At 50.2% G+C, this 17,177-nt stretch carries 12 protein-coding genes; 9 read left to right on the top strand and 3 right to left on the bottom strand.

Annotated elements, in window-relative coordinates; genetic code table 11:
* Positions 1–12 precede the first annotated feature (12 nt).
* Entirely contained in the window at positions 13–1,209 is a 1,197-nt protein-coding gene (locus QN379_RS05225) for an MFS transporter (RefSeq protein ID WP_323506177.1), read from the bottom strand.
* A 480-nt stretch (positions 1,210–1,689) separates the two neighbouring features.
* Between QN379_RS05225 and uvrA the strand changes: the two genes are divergently transcribed.
* Together uvrA and QN379_RS05215 are read left to right on the top strand one after the other, a co-directional pair.
* Positions 1,690–4,539 (top strand): excinuclease ABC subunit UvrA, encoded by a 2,850-nt coding sequence (gene uvrA / locus QN379_RS05220; RefSeq protein WP_322233835.1) that lies wholly within the window; start codon positions 1,690–1,692, stop codon positions 4,537–4,539.
* Positions 4,540–4,771: 232 nt separating this feature from the next.
* The gene (locus QN379_RS05215; RefSeq protein WP_323506154.1) at positions 4,772–5,542 is read left to right on the top strand and encodes a phytanoyl-CoA dioxygenase family protein; all 771 of its coding nucleotides are present in this window, start codon (positions 4,772–4,774) and stop codon (positions 5,540–5,542) included.
* 30 nt (positions 5,543–5,572) lie between these two features.
* Here the strand turns inward: QN379_RS05215 and QN379_RS05210 are convergent, their stop codons facing one another.
* The gene (locus tag QN379_RS05210) at positions 5,573–6,508 is read right to left on the bottom strand and encodes an alpha/beta hydrolase (RefSeq protein ID WP_323506153.1); all 936 of its coding nucleotides are present in this window, start codon (positions 6,506–6,508) and stop codon (positions 5,573–5,575) included.
* A 166-nt stretch (positions 6,509–6,674) separates the two neighbouring features.
* The gene (locus QN379_RS05205; protein ID WP_322233843.1) at positions 6,675–8,663 is read right to left on the bottom strand and encodes a cation:proton antiporter; all 1,989 of its coding nucleotides are present in this window, start codon (positions 8,661–8,663) and stop codon (positions 6,675–6,677) included.
* Between the two features lie 513 nt (positions 8,664–9,176).
* Between QN379_RS05205 and QN379_RS05200 the strand changes: the two genes are divergently transcribed.
* The 7 genes from QN379_RS05200 to QN379_RS05170 all read left to right on the top strand — a co-directional run bounded on the left by QN379_RS05200 (position 9,177) and on the right by QN379_RS05170 (position 17,104).
* The gene (locus QN379_RS05200) at positions 9,177–11,675 is read left to right on the top strand and encodes a S8 family peptidase (protein ID WP_323506152.1); all 2,499 of its coding nucleotides are present in this window, start codon (positions 9,177–9,179) and stop codon (positions 11,673–11,675) included.
* Between the two features lie 324 nt (positions 11,676–11,999).
* Positions 12,000–13,052: a KpsF/GutQ family sugar-phosphate isomerase gene (locus QN379_RS05195; protein ID WP_323506151.1), complete on the top strand. Its 1,053-nt coding sequence runs from the start codon at positions 12,000–12,002 to the stop codon at positions 13,050–13,052.
* Positions 13,052–13,624, top strand: a complete 573-nt coding sequence (locus QN379_RS05190) for an HAD family hydrolase (RefSeq protein ID WP_322233851.1) — start codon at positions 13,052–13,054, stop codon at positions 13,622–13,624. Before QN379_RS05195 ends, QN379_RS05190 begins: the two co-directional genes overlap by 1 nt.
* Positions 13,621–14,223, top strand: a complete 603-nt coding sequence (gene lptC / locus QN379_RS05185; protein ID WP_322233853.1) for an LPS export ABC transporter periplasmic protein LptC — start codon at positions 13,621–13,623, stop codon at positions 14,221–14,223. Before QN379_RS05190 ends, lptC begins: the two co-directional genes overlap by 4 nt.
* Before the next feature lie 73 nt (positions 14,224–14,296).
* Complete coding sequence (lptA, locus tag QN379_RS05180; RefSeq protein ID WP_322233856.1) at positions 14,297–14,836, top strand: lipopolysaccharide transport periplasmic protein LptA; 540 nt, start codon at positions 14,297–14,299, stop codon at positions 14,834–14,836.
* Between the two features lies 1 nt (position 14,837).
* Complete coding sequence (gene lptB, locus QN379_RS05175; protein ID WP_322233858.1) at positions 14,838–15,590, top strand: LPS export ABC transporter ATP-binding protein; 753 nt, start codon at positions 14,838–14,840, stop codon at positions 15,588–15,590.
* A 26-nt stretch (positions 15,591–15,616) separates the two neighbouring features.
* Positions 15,617–17,104, top strand: coding sequence for an RNA polymerase factor sigma-54 (locus tag QN379_RS05170; protein WP_323506150.1), 1,488 nt, complete (start codon positions 15,617–15,619; stop codon positions 17,102–17,104).
* The last annotated feature ends 73 nt before the right edge of the window (positions 17,105–17,177 follow it).

The following is a 17,177-nucleotide window of genomic DNA, read 5'->3' as shown; positions in this document are numbered from 1 at the left end:
ATTAACTATAATTTAATGTGTAACCGCGGTGGCTGGCTTACCACGACGCGGTAAATTTATCATTCCGGAAGCGATTATAAGCCAACACAGGGTTGAAATTCCACCCAAAATGAATACGGAGGGCGTGCCAAAGTGTTGTTTAAGTACACCGCCTATGGCACCGCCGCAAAAGAGGCCGAGCGCCTGAAGTGTGTTGTAGACGCCCAGCGCCGCTCCTTTGGCTCCGGGCGGCGCGATACGCGAGACCAGCGACGGCTGGCTGGCTTCGAGCACATTGAACGCAATAAAGAATGCCAGCAATAAACCAACCAATAACGGCCAATGCACGGTTGCTTGGGAGAATGCCAGCCACATGCCGATCTGCACTGCCAACAGCATAGCGATAGCGGCAACGAATACTTGCTTCATCTTGCCTTGCTTTTCGCCAACAAAGACGGGCGGCAGCATCAATGCGAAAGAGATCAACACAACCGGCAAATAAATCTTCCAGTGTTGCGTAACTGGCAAGTCTGCGTATTGCACCAAGGCGGATGGCATCACGACAAACATCGCCATTTGCGTCAGATGCAGAGAGAACACGCCAACATTTAGCCGCATCAGCTCGCCATTGCGCAGAATTTCCGACCAGGAGACTTGCTTAACTTTTATCAATGGCGCGTCAGGCACACCGAAAATGATCATGGCAATGGCTGCGAGCGACAATATCCCGGTGATAGCAAAAATACCGCCCATTCCCACCCATTCATACAACAACGGCGAAGCGACCATCGACAAGGCGAAGGTCAGACCAATCGAGCCGCCAACCATGGCCATGGCTTTGGTGCGATGCTCTTCGCGCGTGGAGTCGGCAATGAAGGCCGTGATGGCGGCTGATATCGCGCCCGCGCCCTGCACTGCGCGTCCAATGATGATCCAATAGATATTGGGTGCAGCAGCGGCTATGAAGGATCCAATTGCAAACAGGATCAAGCCGATGATGATGATTTTTTTACGACCGTATTTGTCGGACGCTGCACCAAACGGAATTTGTCCGAACGATTGCGCCAATCCGTAAATCCCCATAGCAAGACCAACCAGCGTTGCACTTTGACCGCCCGGGAGGCCTTTGGCGTACACCGAGAACACTGGCAAAATCAAAAACAAACCCAACATACGTAAAGCAAAAATCGACGCGAGAGATGCACTCGATCGAATTTCAGCGCTATTCATGCGTTGACTATCGTCAGGAGAGCCTGGATCTGATTCTGCCCTTGGGGCAATGGCGGGTGTAGATAACGAGCTAGTCATGTGGAGTTTTGTCATGCCTTGCTAGCAAGGCGAGTAAATGGGGGTAATTGAGGGCGTTGGCGACATTGCATTCGTCTGTGCAATCTTCATCCAAGGACTAAAGTATAGCGGCGTATATGACGACGATGTTCGAAACCCGTTATGATATCAGGTTGACCCTTTTCCGTTGATTGCTTGGCAGTTAATAAACAAATCTGGCAAGGCGCTTAAAGAATCTACTGGCTTATGGCTGATCCCACGCATGTTTCGGCTGGTACGAGATGTGATTGCCAGAGATGCTTAGGTATTATTTTAATGCTAGTTAGACGCCGGGCTCGACGGTAACGAAGCGGTAATTCAGAACAAGTAAGCTGCAACTCCAACATAAACTATCGCCGTAAATATTTACGCAGAAAGCTGTTAATGGAAGAAATTCGCATCCGGGGTGCACGTACGCACAACCTCAAAAACATCAATCTGGACTTGCCTCGTAATAAACTGATTGTCATTACCGGTTTATCTGGTTCTGGCAAGTCGTCGCTGGCTTTCGATACGCTGTATGCGGAAGGTCAGCGTCGTTACGTCGAATCACTGTCTTCCTATGCGCGCCAGTTTTTGCAGTTGATGGAAAAACCGGATGTCGATTTGATCGAAGGTCTTTCTCCTGCCATTTCTATTGAGCAAAAAGCGACTTCGCACAATCCGCGTTCAACGGTCGGTACCGTCACTGAAATTCACGATTATTTGCGTCTGCTGTACGCACGGGTTGGCACGCCCTATTGCCCTGATCATCCTGAGAAACCGTTAGCTGCGCAATCTGTGTCGCAAATGGTTGACGCGGTGCTGGCAATGCCGGATGAGACCAAGCTGATGATTTTGGCGCCAGTGGTGGCGAATCGAAAAGGCGAACATGTCGATCTGTTTGAAAACATGCAAGCGCAAGGTTTTGTTCGATTCCGGATTCAAAGCGGTACTAACAAGGCAAAGATTTATGAAGTCGATGATTTGCCGAAGCTGAAAAAAACCGAGAAGCACACCATTGACGTGGTGATTGATCGCGTGAAGGTAAAAGAGGACATCAAGCAGCGATTGGCAGAAAGTTTCGAGACCGCATTGCGTCTGGCCGAAGGACGCGCCATTGCACTGGAAATGGATGGCGGCGCTGAACACATGTTTTCGAACAAATTCGCCTGCCCGACTTGTGGCTATTCTCTGCAAGAGCTTGAGCCACGCCTGTTCTCTTTCAACAATCCGATGGGCGCGTGTCCGGAATGTGATGGGCTTGGTCATATCGAGTTCTTTGATCCCAGGCGGATCGTTGCTTTTCCGAACCTGTCGCTTGCCAGTGGTGCAGTAAAAGGGTGGGATCGACGCAATCAATTTTACTTCCAGATGTTATCGAATCTTGCTGCGCATTACGCATTCGATCTGGATATGCCATTTGAAAAACTGCCTGAAAAAGCGCAGCAAGTTGTGTTGTATGGTTCGGGGCGCGAGACGATTCCGTTCACGTATATTAACGAGCGTGGCAAGGCAGTGATCAAAGATCATACCTTTGAAGGCGTGGTCAACAATCTACAGCGCCGCTACCGCGAAACTGATTCGATGGCGGTCAAGGAAGAGCTTGCCAAGTTCATCAACGAGAAAGAGTGTCCGTCCTGCCACGGTGCGCGTCTGCGAATCGAGGCACGCTTCGTTAAGGTCGGCAATGGCAAGCAAGAGCGCGCCATTTACGAGGTGGCGGCGACGCCATTGCGCGAGACTTTGCATTTCTTTGAAAAGCTGAAACTGACCGGCGCGAAGAAAGAAATCGCCGACCGGATTATCAAGGAAATCATTTCACGTTTGACCTTCCTCAACAATGTCGGACTCGATTATTTGTCGCTGGAACGCAGCGCCGATACGTTGTCCGGTGGCGAAGCGCAACGCATCCGCCTGGCATCGCAAATCGGCTCTGGCCTGACCGGCGTTATGTACGTACTGGATGAGCCGTCCATCGGTTTGCATCAACGCGACAATGACCGGTTGATTGAAACGCTGCGTCATTTGCGTGATATTGGGAACAGCGTTTTGGTCGTTGAGCATGACGAGGATGCCATTCGCACCGCTGATTACGTGGTCGACATGGGTCTCGGCGCTGGCGTGCATGGAGGCGAGATTATTGCTCAGGGCACGCTCGCCGAAATTCTCAAAAGTAAAAAATCACTGACGGCGAAATATCTGAACGGCACACTCAAAATTGCTGTTCCGAAAAAGCGTACACCAGCCGATCCGGATCGACAATTCATCATCTCCGGCGCTAGCGGAAACAACCTAAAAAACGTCACGATGCGGTTGCCAGTCGGATTACTGACTTGCGTCACTGGCGTCTCTGGCTCTGGCAAATCAACGCTGGTCAATGACACGCTATATCATGCCGCGTCGCGCCATTTATATGGCTCGCAAGCCGAACCGGCGGCGCATGAATCGATCAGCGGACTGGAACATTTCGACAAAGTTATTTCCGTCGATCAGGCGCCTATCGGACGTACTCCGCGCTCCAATCCTGCAACCTATACCGGCCTGTTTACACCGATCCGCGATTTGTTCTCTGGCGTGCCGATGGCGAAAGAACGCGGCTATAACGCCGGACGTTTTTCGTTCAACGTCAAAGGCGGTCGTTGCGAAGCGTGTCAGGGCGATGGCGTGATCAAAGTCGAGATGCACTTTTTGCCGGATGTCTATGTTCCCTGCGATGTGTGCCACGGAAAGCGTTATAACCGCGAAACGCTAGAGGTCCAATACAAGGGAAAAAATATCACTCAGGTGTTGGCAATGACGGTCGAAGAAGCGTATGAATTCTTCAAACCTGTGCCGGTGATCGCGCGAAAATTGCATACATTGCTAGATGTTGGTCTCGGTTATATTCGTCTGGGCCAAAGCGCTACAACGCTTTCTGGTGGCGAAGCGCAACGGGTCAAGTTGTCGCTCGAATTATCCAAACGCGATACCGGTCGCACACTGTACATCCTGGATGAGCCGACTACCGGTCTGCACTTCCACGACATCGATTTATTACTGAAAGTGATTCATCGTTTGCGTGATCAGGGTAATACTTTAGTGATCATCGAACACAATCTGGATGTGATTAAAACCGCCGACTGGTTGGTTGATCTGGGTCCGGAAGGTGGCGCTGGAGGCGGGCTGATTATTGCAACAGGAACGCCGGAAGATGTGGCTAAAAATCCGAATAGTGTGACGGGAAAATATCTCGCCCCGCTGTTGGAAAAATAAAAGCAATTGCACACGCGCAAGAGGATAATAGCATTACAGGAAGGTAGCAGAGCGAGTAAGCGCTAAGCGCCAAAGATCGATCCGGTACGGCGCAACATAGGCGTACCAGGATCGGCGAATAGCGCTCGACTTGGATGTTCGGTAACGCGTCGTTATCGATCGGCTCTGCGGCTTCTGCCTTGTTTTGTTTTGCTTACGTTTTGCGCTTTCTTCCAACCATAGGAACGTCGTAATGAACAGCACCCCTCTTTCCGCCGAACAAATTGCGGCATTTGAAACAGACGGTTTTCTGATATTGCCACGCTTGGTGTCGACCATTGATTGTGCCGAAATGGCATCGATCACCAACCAACATTTACGCGATGCGGTGGCGCCACTGGAATACGAGTCCGCGGTCGGCTACGCTGGCGCGCCAACCTCACTCGATAGCGTTGGGGGGCGCACTGCGCGGCGCTTGCGGGATGCTTATCAACGTCATGCATCGTTTCGGGAATGGGCGGGCAATCCACTTCTGGTAGCGATGCTTGCCCAGCTTCTCGGAGAACAGGTTTGCTTAACGTTGGCGCATCATAATTGCGTGATGACCAAACATCCTGACTTTGGCACTGCGACCGGCTGGCATCGCGATATCCGCTATTGGTCCTTTCCGCGCAATGCGTTGATTTCGGTCTGGTTGGCTTTGGATGATGAAAACGAAAACAATGGCGGGTTACGTCTTATTCCTGGTTCACACCGACTCGACATTCAGCCATCACAAATGGATGGCCTTGATTTTTTGCGTCCCGATGTCGCTGAAAATCAAACACTATTTGCGCAAGGTTTCGCACTCCAGTTGAACCCCGGCGACGTGGTCTTTTTTCACAGCGGTCTGTTCCATGCTGCTGGCAGGAATAATAGTCAGGCGATAAAAGAATCAGTCGTTTTTGCGTATCACGGCATCACCAATGCGCCATTGCCAGGCAGCCGTTCGGCCGCTTCTGAGAATATCGTGCTGTCCTCTTAAAATGCGCCATTCCGCAGCAAAATTCAGCGTTTACTGCGCATTCAGCGCGACCGATTTTTGATCACTTTGATCAGGTGAAATAGGTGACGCAATTCGACCGGCATCGGATTTAATAAACTTATCGACAGTATCTAAAACCGGAGCTAAACCCCGCAACGGGCGCGAGATCGCACCGACCAGTGTGGCATGGCTGACATGGTCAAAATATTGCTCAGTAACGGGCACATGCGCAGTCCGCAATGCGGCTGCCAAGCCGCCGGTATTGCGGACTGGGTTCACCAAACTATCGGTATTCGCCGCAATTAACAACGTCGGAGGCGCTAACGAGGTTACGTGATTAATGGGCTGAGAATCAACGGGTGAATTGGGGAAGAAAAATACTGGTCGCACCCCGCGATTTTCAATCGGTAGGAAATCGTAAGGGCCAGCCAATCCAATCCATCCTCGCAGCACGGCAGGCGTCAGATGAACCTCGGCTAACCAACGCGGGTCAAGCGCCAACATCGCCGCATTGTAGGCACCCGAACTGTGACCCATGACATACAACCTTTTGGGGTCGCCACCGTATTTTGAGATTTCCCTGACTGTCCACGCTATTGCGTGTGCGCCGTCTTCGAGAAATGTCGGGTAGCGGACTTCGGGATAGAGTCGATAGTCGGCTACAACAGCGACGACGCCGCGTGAGGCCAGCGCCTCTCCCACAAACGCGTAATCGCCACGCGCCCCGCTACTCCAACTGCCGCCGTAAAAAAATACCACGACCGGCGCGGCGGCATGCAGATTTTTAGGAGTGTAAATATCTAGTTGATTACGGTCATTCGCGCCATAGACAACGTCACTGGTTTTGTCGTAAGTACTTTCGGTCGTCAACGCATTGATCGCGGTGAGCGGCGAACAGGCAACCGTCGCTACCAAAGCCAACGTCACCGCGCAGAAAATTAATGCAATTTTTGACAAAAGAACCATGGACTAACTCCATAACATCACCACATTAAATTGTGGATTGACGTTATTTATACGACAAAATATCGGTGATGGATTCAACTTTTTCAAATAATTCAAGCGAATTCACGCATTACTGTGACTAAACGCCACAATAGATTCAGGCATAATTTACTAACGGCCGCCTAATTTAGCCGGCGAACAACCGTTCTTCCGCTTTGGCAATACCCTCGGCAGCACCACGTAAAATGATGATATCTCCACTTTCAAGCACTGTCTCGGGCGTAATATTAAGTCGGCCCTTGCCACGACGAACACTGCTGATTTCTGCTCCGACTTTTGCCAGATCAAGCGCGGCCAATGACTTTCCGACCGCTTTTGCGCCCTCTAATAAGGTCACGGAATGCAGTCTTTCCTGCAAATAGTCGTCGATATCACTCGCATCGCCTACGCCGTGAAAGTATCCTCGCAGGGAAGCGTAACGTTCATCACGGGATGCTTGCACCCGATGCACAACGCGCCGCAACGGTACACCCAACATCACTAACGCATGCGATGCCAGCATCAGGCTACCTTCCAATGCTTCTGGCACGACTTCAGCAGCGCCTGCCGCACGCAACTTATCAAGATCCGTATCATCGTAGCTTCGCACAATCACAGGCAATTCCGGCGCCAGTTCGTGGACATGGTGCAGCACGCGCAACGCCGATGGCGTGTTGGCATAGGTGATGACCAATGCCGCTGCCCGATGTATCCCGGCTGCGACCAGACTTTCCTTGCGTGACGCATCGCCGTAGGAAACTTGCGCGCCAGCTCCGCGCGTTTCAATCACGCGATCTGGATCGAGATCAAGCGCGTGATAACCAATCCCTTCTTCTTCAAGTAACGTGGCCAGACTTTGGCCACTACGGCCGAAACCGGCAATAATGACGTGCTTCTTGGTCGACATGGTGCGGGTCGCCAATTGGGTCAGCGCTAGCGATTGCATCATCCATTCGTTAGCGGAAAGCTTCATGACGATGGCGTCTGATTTATTTAAAATAAAGGGTGCAACCAGCATCGACAGCACCATCGATGCGAGAATTAACTGGATCAGCAGAGGATCCATCAAATGCAAGCCACCGGCCTGACTCAACAGCACAAAGCCAAATTCGCCCGCCTGCGCCAAGGCCAAACCCGTTCTTAGTGCGACACCGGTAGTAGAGCCGAAAATTTTTGAGAGCGCCGCAATCAGGCCAAATTTAAGTAATACCGGCCCGGACAACAATAGCAATACCAGCCACCAATGTTCAATGACTAGCCGTATGTTGAGTAACATGCCGATGGTAATAAAAAACAGGCCCAACAAGACGTCACGGAATGATTTGATATCCTCTTCAACCTGATGCTTATATTCGGTCTCTGAAATCAACATACCCGCGATAAAAGCGCCAAGCGCCATCGACAAACCAGCGCGCTCGGTAATCCATGCGGCGCCTAAAGTGATCAGCAGCAAGTTGAGCATGAACAACTCTTGCGAACGCCGTCTGACGACAATCTGAAACCAGCCGCGCATGAGTTTTTGTCCGATGAAAAGCAACAATACGAGCACGATCACCGCTTTGGCGCTGGCCCATCCCAGCGTTGCGGCGAGGTCACCGGAATTTTTTGCTAAAGCGGGAACGATGATCAGTAACGGCACCAGCGCCAAATCCTGAAATAATAAGACGCCGATGATGCGGCGTCCGTGTTCTGTCTCCAGTTCCAGCCGCTCAGTCAACAGTTTTGAGACGATGGCGGTGGAGGACATGGTCAGCGCAGCACCCAATGCGAAGGCGGCTTGCCAGCTGATATTGGTCAGTTGCGGCAATATATAGGCGACCATCCAACCAAACAACATTGTCGCGCCGATCGTCAACAATACCTGCGCCATGCCAAGTCCGAAGACGATCCGGCGCATCGCTGACAGTTTGGATAATGAAAACTCCAATCCGATGGAGAACATTAAAAACACGACACCGAATTCCGCCAGCGTATGCGTGGTTTCATTGTCCTCGGCAAACCCAAGTGCGTGCGGGCCGATAAGTATACCGACAGTCAGGTAGCCCAACATTGGTGGCAAGTGGAACATACGAAACGCCACGACACCTAATACCGCGGATCCGAGTAACAAAATAGTCAGTTCTAAACCAGAAAGCATGCTTGCTCAGTTCTTAATTAATTAACAATAAAAAGAATTTCACGACTTAATCTACACAGCGATGGTGTTGTATGTCGCATTGCATTGTCTTAAATGATACGGACAATTTTTGCGATTGATAATTCGTTTATACCTTAGAAATCAGTGTCATTGATGCCAAAATCTTTTGGCCGCATTTGCGTAATGAACGTTTATCGCAAGAGACATTCCGGTGGTGACTCTTCAGAGGCCGAGAATATTCCACATAAAAACAAGACACTTTCTCTGCGATTCAGGCTGGTTGTCTCCTAGCCTGCTGCAATACAAAAACTGATAATTCCGGGGCTGGTTCACGCTATGTCCCGCCAATGAATGCGTGGCGTCAAATTGCCGCAAAAAACTGGCTTAAACGTAACTGAAGCCGTTTTAAGCCAGCCAAAAACTCCCGCCGACTTTGTTACTAAAGCCGTTTAAACGTACGCCAATGCGACGCACGGGTTCGCTTGCGACCTATTAAAGAAAATTGTTACCATCATGCAAAATACGTTCACGAAACTATTTCTATGCGCCACGATTGGCGCGCTATTCTCAGGACCGCTACACGCGAAAGAGGTTGAGCCGACCAGCATTACCGTGCTCTTACGCGCCACCATTACTTCACTAGAGTCGCAACAGCAATTACCTAAAAGAACCTCCGCTGCACTACACCAATTAGAACAAATTGCACCGCGTCTCAATGCAATATTTCCTGTGCCGATGACGTTTTCAGCCGATGAGATAGCCGCAATGGAGCGGCACAATCTGACGCGCTATTACGCAATCGATACCAGCGGTAAGTCAAACGATGCCGTAAATGAAATGTTGGCGGATTTAAGAAATAACCCGCTAGTCGAGTCGGCCCAAGTTGCACCGGAATTAGCACGTCAAGACGAGAATTTTGTCGTTGCTGGGGTGCCGAAAACAGATGCAAAACAAAGTACCGCAGGATCCAACGCCACTCCCGATTACACTTCGCGCCAGCTTTATATGCAAGACGCAACGTCTAAAGGCGGATTTAAACTGGGCGGCTTGAATGCGATTGCGGCGCGCGCTTATCCTGGCGGTGACGGGGAATACGTACGCATTATCTCAACTGAATGGAACCATTGGTCTTATGATCACGCTGATTTGCCTCGTCCCTTTCTGCAACACGGGGAAGTGGCGGAGCGCGCCCCGAACTCCCATGCCACGATGAGTGCGGGAATTATGTTTTCGAAAGACAATGGTTTTGGTACCACAGGATTTGTGCCAAAAGCGCAAGCAGGCTATAGCAAATTTTCTCAGCCAGGAGGAGGAAGCTTGTTTAAGCTGGGCCAACATTTACAACCAGGAGACGTGGTCCAGGTTGGCATCCATTTTGGGCCGCCGTTGCCCATTCCAATTGAAGTCTGCGATAAAGAAAATCGTTACGCTTGTTTCTTACCCATTGAATCGGTTCAATCTGTGGCCGATGAAATTAGCTACCTAACGCAAGAAAAGGGGGTGCATGTCATTATTGCTGCCGGCAACGGCAATATCAACCTCGATCACCCTTATTTTAAGGGTCGATATGATCGCAATCTGAATGACACTGGGGCTATTTACGCCGGTGCGGCAAATCCGGGAAGTGGACAACGCGCCAGTTTCTCAGAGTATGGAAGCCGGGTTGATCTCTTCAGTTGGGGCGGAGACGTTACAACCACGTCATGCAGCGGTAAAGACTGCTCCAACGACATTTACAGCCATACTTTCTCCGGCACGTCTTCCAGCAATCCGATCATCGCAGGTGCTGTCGCACAAGTTCAAAGTATTGCATTTGCCCACGGACTCGGGGCTATTTCACCTAAAAAAATGCGCCAGGTATTGGTAGATACGGGACATCCGCTGCCGTCTCCTGATGCGCAGCGCCCGATTGGCATGCAACCGGACGTGCAAGCTGCGGTTGAGTTGTTGTTAAATAAAGGCGAGCCGCCGGTAGATATTGATGTACCGGAAGCGGTTGTCAAAGCAGATATACATGCTGTTTCAACCACCAGCACCTCCTTTGCCTATCAACTGGACGGTAGTAAAAGCCAAAACGCGACGACGTATCAATGGAAAATGTTGAGCGGTCCTTTTTCGCTACGCCATGCAAATAAAGCCATTGCCGAAGCGGTCGTGAACACACACCAGACTGGCGAAAGCATCTATCAACTCACCATTACCAACAAAAAGGGTGTGCAAAGCAGTTCCACCATGAAAGTAAGTGTAGTAGCCACGAACGTAGAAATTGTCGGTCCGACGTCAATCGTACAGGGGCAAGCAGCGAATTTGAAGGCCGCACCAAACTTTAAAGGCGAAGCTGGTACACCCCCGGTGTATAACTGGAAAATTCAGGATGCAACTGGTGCGGGAGTGTTGCAAGGCGCGCAGCAGGAATTGACGCTTTCAACATTAGCCGCCGGCAGTTATCAGGTAACAATTGATGTCTCCAGCAGCCATGGCGGACGTAAAGCGCACGCTGAGCAAAAAATTACTGTGAAAAAGTCGGAAGAAAGTCGACCACCGGTCGTCGTCGTTAGCGGTCCCACGCAAGCAACAAGCGGCACTTCGGTGAAGTTAGACGCTGCGGGCTCAAGCGCTGCCGATGGCGGCAAGCTAGCTTATAGCTGGAAAGTATCGCCTCCACTGGCATTCATAGCGGATGGCGCGCAACTCACTTTCACTGCTCCTACACTGGCACAGGAGACACAGTATCACTTCACCGTCACCGCAAATGACGGAAAGTTGAGCGCGCAGAAGAACCACACCGTAATAGTGAAAGCAGATGACGTTGCACCAATACCAGTGGAAGAATGCAAACCATTGTGGAAGCAAAGTCAGAGCTATCAAGGGGGAGATATGGTCCAGCATAACGGTCGCATCTATCTTGCAATGTGGCATTCGCAACGGGAACCGGGCGATCCGGCTTATACCGATACCATCAATCAAGGTTGGGGCTTTGAGTGGGCTGATCGTGGGGCATGCAACCATTAATGGTTTGATTGCGCTGTCGTGCTGGTACGCAATCTCGCTCATCAAGTATTCACCCGGCATCGCTAGGCGAGCCTGCGATGGGCAGGATAAGCATCTAATACTGTGTAACAGCGCATAGAAATGCGTCAATCCTGATGTGGAAAACATGTTTGCTTAGTTATTGCTCAACAATTGTATTATTGATAATTAATTTAATAATTAATTTAATAATTAAAATGATTATCCGACACTGTACGCAACACCACCGTGCAATATGTCGATATTAATTGCACCATAATGACACTGGCAAGTTTTTTGCTTTAGGAATTCGTTTATACTTTCGAGATGAGTGTAATCCATGCCAAAATCTTGCCAAAATCTTTTAACGCCAAACGAGCGCTTGAGCTCGCGTGTCAAACGCTACAAATCGAAGCGGATGCAATAATTGCGCTAAAAAACCGTATTTCTGACAGCGCCGGGATGTCTGCCGACAGTGCAATGGGGGCCATTGAAGCTCCCTTTGCGCAAGCGGTCGCACTATTGTTGAGCTGTACCGGTCGTGTCGTTGTTTCTGGTATCGGCAAGTCCGGTCATATAGCCCGAAAAATTGCCTCAACGCTGGCATCGACCGGCACACCGGCCTTATTCATTCATCCCGCCGAAGCCGCCCATGGCGATCTTGGGATGGTGACAGAAAATGACGCTTTTATCGCTATTTCCAACTCCGGCGAAACCGCCGAGTTAATGGCGATCGTGCCGATCGTTAAACGCATGGGCGCGACGCTAATTGCCATGACCGGCAATGACCACTCTTCCCTTGCACAGTTAGCAACAGTTCATCTCAACGTCAAAGTAGACCAAGAGGCGTGCACCCTTAATCTTGCGCCAACTGCAAGCACTACCGCGACCTTGGCGCTAGGTGACGCGCTGGCGGTAGCATTGCTGGATGCGCGTGGCTTTCGTGAAGAAGATTTTGCTCGCTCCCATCCTGGCGGCGCGCTCGGCAGACGCTTACTGACCCACGTGCGTGACGTTATGCGCAGCGGTGCCGATATTCCTGCGGTCACCGCAGAAGTATCGTTATCGGCAGCATTGCTCGAAATCACACACAAAGGTATTGCCATGACGGCAATCGTGGACGATAAATTTCACCCTGTCGGCGTATTCACCGACGGCGATCTGCGACGCCTAATTGAACACGTACAGGACTTTTCCAAGCTGACAATTGCCGACGTGATGCATGCTAATCCGCGTACTGTTGGCCCTGACCAATTGGCAGTTGATGCTGTACAAATCATGGAAGAGTTCCGAATTAACCAGTTGCTGGTGGCAGATGCCGATGGCAAACTGGTCGGTGCGCTACATATTCATGATTTGACCCGTGCCAAGGTGATTTGATGGTAGCCGCCCCCAATACTATTAACATACCCGCAGAAGTCATGGCGCGCGCCGCCCAAATCAAGATGATGATTTTTGACGTCGATGGCGTGTTGACCGATGGTGGCATATTGTTTGGTCCCGACGGAGAGGCAATAAAACGTTTCAATGTACTCGACGGACTCGGCATCAAATTACTCCAACAAGCAGGGATTATCACCGCCATTATCAGTGCGCGCAGCTCAGCCATCGTCAGCCGTCGGGTGAGCGATCTCGGCATTACGCACGTCTATCAAGGCGCGCATAACAAAAATACCGCATTTGCCGCGTTATTGGCCGATACCAACCTTACCCCAGATGTTTGCGGTTTTATTGGCGACGACATCATTGACCTGCCTATTTTGACGCGTACCGGTTTTGCTGTCAGTGTCCCCAATGGTCATCAGGAGGTCAAATCGCGCGTTCACTATGTTACGCAGGCAAACGGCGGGCAAGGCGCTGCGCGTGAAGTCTGTGATTTAATTCTGCGTGCGCAAGGCAAGTACGCCGCCGCTTTGGCACAGTATTTGACCGGCGTCATAGAGGCGGCATGAAAAACCTGCGGTCAACTTTTCGCCTACGCTTCATGCTGCTGCTGACGGTGTGTGTGGCACTCACTCTCGGTAGTTTCTGGATCATGGAAGTGATGCGTAAAAATACAGAGCAATTATTGCCGGGTGCGCCGCGTGTTGCGCCTGATTATTACGTCGAAAATTTTAATTATGTGCAACTCGCACTTAATGGTCAGCCACGCTACAACATCTCAGGTCAACGCCTGACGCACAATCCCGCCGACGATTCATTTGACGTGATTCTTCCCGTCATTCGTAGCCTTGATAAACAACAACCGCCGATGACCTTGCGCTCCAATACTGCCAAAATCGAAGACAACAACAGTAAAGTGAATATGTACGGCAATGTGAACGCAGACCGCTCAGCGACGCCAAAGTCGTCAAAGCTTCATTTGCAGTCCGAGTACCTTCAGCTATTGCCAGATGATGACATTATGACAAGCAACAAAGCGGTCGAAATCACGATCGATCAGTCGAAAATGACCGGTGTTGGTATGTATGCCAATAATGCGACTATGCAATTACGCCTATTAAACAATGTCCGTGGCACCTATCGCGCAACACCGCGGCAGACTAAATAACTCACATGATTACCGGATAATCCTATTGAAGCCATTGTTGCTTTTAGTGCCAGTATCCCCTTTCAGGATTTTTATGAAACGTATTCTATTTTTAACCCTACTCGCGCTGCAACTGACTTGTATTTCAGGTGCCCATGCTGAAAAAGCTGACGCAGATAAACCATCCAACGTAGACGCAGACCAGTTCACGCTGGACGACGTAAAACAAGTAAAGATATTCACCGGCAAGGTGATACTGACCCGCGGCACGCTGATCATGAAAGCCAACAAAGTCGTCGTCACGACGGACCCATCAGGCTATCAATTTGCCACCTTATACGCACCTCCCGGTGGCTTAGCCACGTTTCGCCAAAAGCGCGACGGCGGTCCTGACTTATGGATCGAAGGTGAAGCTGAGCGAATTGAGTACGACGATAAAACTGAAATCGTTAAATTATTTTCGAAAGCGCAAATGCGACGTCTGCAAGGGACCAAAGTCACCGATGTTGTAAACGGCGAATTCATCTCTTACGATAGTCGCGTGGAGTTCTACTCGGTCAGTAACAATGTTTCCGGCAATAGTCAACCTGGCGCGGGCCGCATCAAAGCAGTCATCCAGCCGAAGAGTAAATAAGATGACCTCTACAAATTTAAGCACCTTGATCGTTAAAGGGCTGCAAAAAAGTTATGGCGCGCGCCAAGTAGTCCGCGATGTCTCTTTGAAAGTAAATAACGGCGAGGTCGTCGGCTTGCTTGGTCCTAACGGCGCTGGAAAAACGACTTCGTTCTATATGATCGTCGGTCTGGTGCCATCGGATGGTGGAACAATTGATTTAGATGGCGTTGACATCTCGCGTTTACCGATTCATCAACGCGCGGTGCTTGGTCTGTCTTATCTGCCGCAAGAGGCCTCTGTTTTTCGCAAGCTAACGGTCGAAGACAATATTCGTGCGGTACTTGAGTTGCAGCGGCCAAACGGCAACGCACTGACTAAAGATGAGATCTCGGACAAACTCGATTCGCTGCTGCAAGAATTGCAAATTGAGAAATTGCGAGAAAATCAGGCGTTATCTTTATCCGGTGGTGAACGACGACGTGTCGAAATCGCCCGCGCTTTAGCCACTAATCCGCGCTTCGTGCTTCTTGATGAGCCGTTCGCCGGTATTGATCCTATCGCCGTTATCGAAATTCAACGTATCGTCAGGTTCCTTAAAGAGCGCGGCATCGGTGTCTTGATCACCGACCATAATGTGCGCGAAACGCTCGGCATTTGTGACCGGGCATACATCATCAACCAAGGTAGCGTGCTAGCCAGCGGCAGTCCAGACGACATCATCGCCAATGAATCTGTGCGACGAGTTTATCTGGGTGAACATTTCCGCATGTAACGGATTCAACGGATTCCCTAGCGCCCATGAAACAATCTCTTCAACTCCGTACCTCGCAGCATCTGGCGCTAACCCCGCAACTGCAGCAATCGATTCGATTGTTGCAGTTGTCTACGTTGGAGTTACATCAGGAACTCGAACACATCCTTTCGGATAATCCGTTACTGGAACGTCTAGACGATCCTTTGGATAATTCAGTGCGATTACTCGCCGACGGGGCGATCAGTACCAGCGCCTCAACAATGGATGCGCCACCTGGTGACAGCGAAGTAAGCAGCTCGCCTACAGAGCCCGAGGGCGGTGGTGAAGCCCCTGAGTCTGGCGAAAACAATCAAGAGAACGGCAATACTGACAGCGAATGGAGCTTTGACGACGTTTCCCGAACCTCCAAAGCCCCAGATGATGAGGATTCACGACCACAATTAGAAGCCTGCGAATCGACGTTGCGCGAACATTTGCTCAAACAAATGCGTGAAGCTGTTGATCAGCAACGCGACCGTGCATTGATCGAGTTGATCATTGATGCGCTTGATGAAAACGGCTACCTGGAGGAATCACTAGACGATATTTTTGCACGTCTTCCAGAGCAACTTGATATCGAGATCGAAGAATTGTCGATGGCCTTGAAGATGGTCCAAAGCTTCGACCCAAATGGTGTCGGAGCACGCAACGCGTCAGAATGCCTCGCATTGCAAATCAAAGCATTTCCCAAAGTAGCGTTCGTCACACGCCGACTGGCACTAACAATCGTTGAAGGTTATCTGACCTTATTTGCCCAGCGCGATTTTAATAAAATCAAAAAAGCGCTGGAGTGTGATGATGAAGATTTGCGCGAGGCACAAATTATTATCAAAAAATGTAATCCTCATCCCGGCGCGACCTTTGCTGGCGGTGCGTCAGATTATGTCGTACCAGATGTAATTGTCAGAAAAACAAAAAATGGTTGGCAGGTAATGCTCAACAATGACGTTATGCCAAGGCTTCGAGTTAATGCTCTTTATGCCAACATTCTCAAGCAGGGCAAGAGCGAGGGATCACTTAACTCGCAGCTACAGGAGGCAAAGTGGCTGATCAAAAATATGCGTCAGCGCTTCGATACCATACTGCGTGTAGCGCAGGCAATTGTTGAGCGTCAACGGAATTTTTTCTCACATGGGGCGGTTGCTATGCGACCTCTTGTGTTGCGCGAAATAGCTGATACACTAGGATTACACGAGAGTACTATCTCACGTGTAACTACTCAGAAATACATGCTCACCCCACACGGGATGTTCGAATTAAAGTATTTCTTTGGCAGCCATGTTGCTACAGAGGCAGGTGGAGAGGCTTCCTCAACGGCGATACGGGCGTTAATCAAACAACTGATAGGAGCGGAAGATTCTAAAAGTCCTTTCTCTGACAGCAAGATTGCCGACATGCTCGCGGAACAAGGTATGGTAGTGGCCCGTCGCACCGTCGCAAAATATCGCGAAGCTTTACGAATTCCGCCGGTCAATTTGCGTAAATCTTTATAGCTGTTTGCTTGTTTGCACAAACGTCGCTGTGTTCTGACTGATTGATTTATGGTTGATGAATAAATTGGTGATT

The organism is Glaciimonas sp. Gout2 (assembly GCF_035018905.1).
Taxonomy (GTDB): Bacteria; Pseudomonadota; Gammaproteobacteria; order Burkholderiales; family Burkholderiaceae_D; genus Glaciimonas.
Note: the sequence above shows the minus strand (reverse complement) of the source record. Positions and strands in the feature narration are given on the sequence as shown.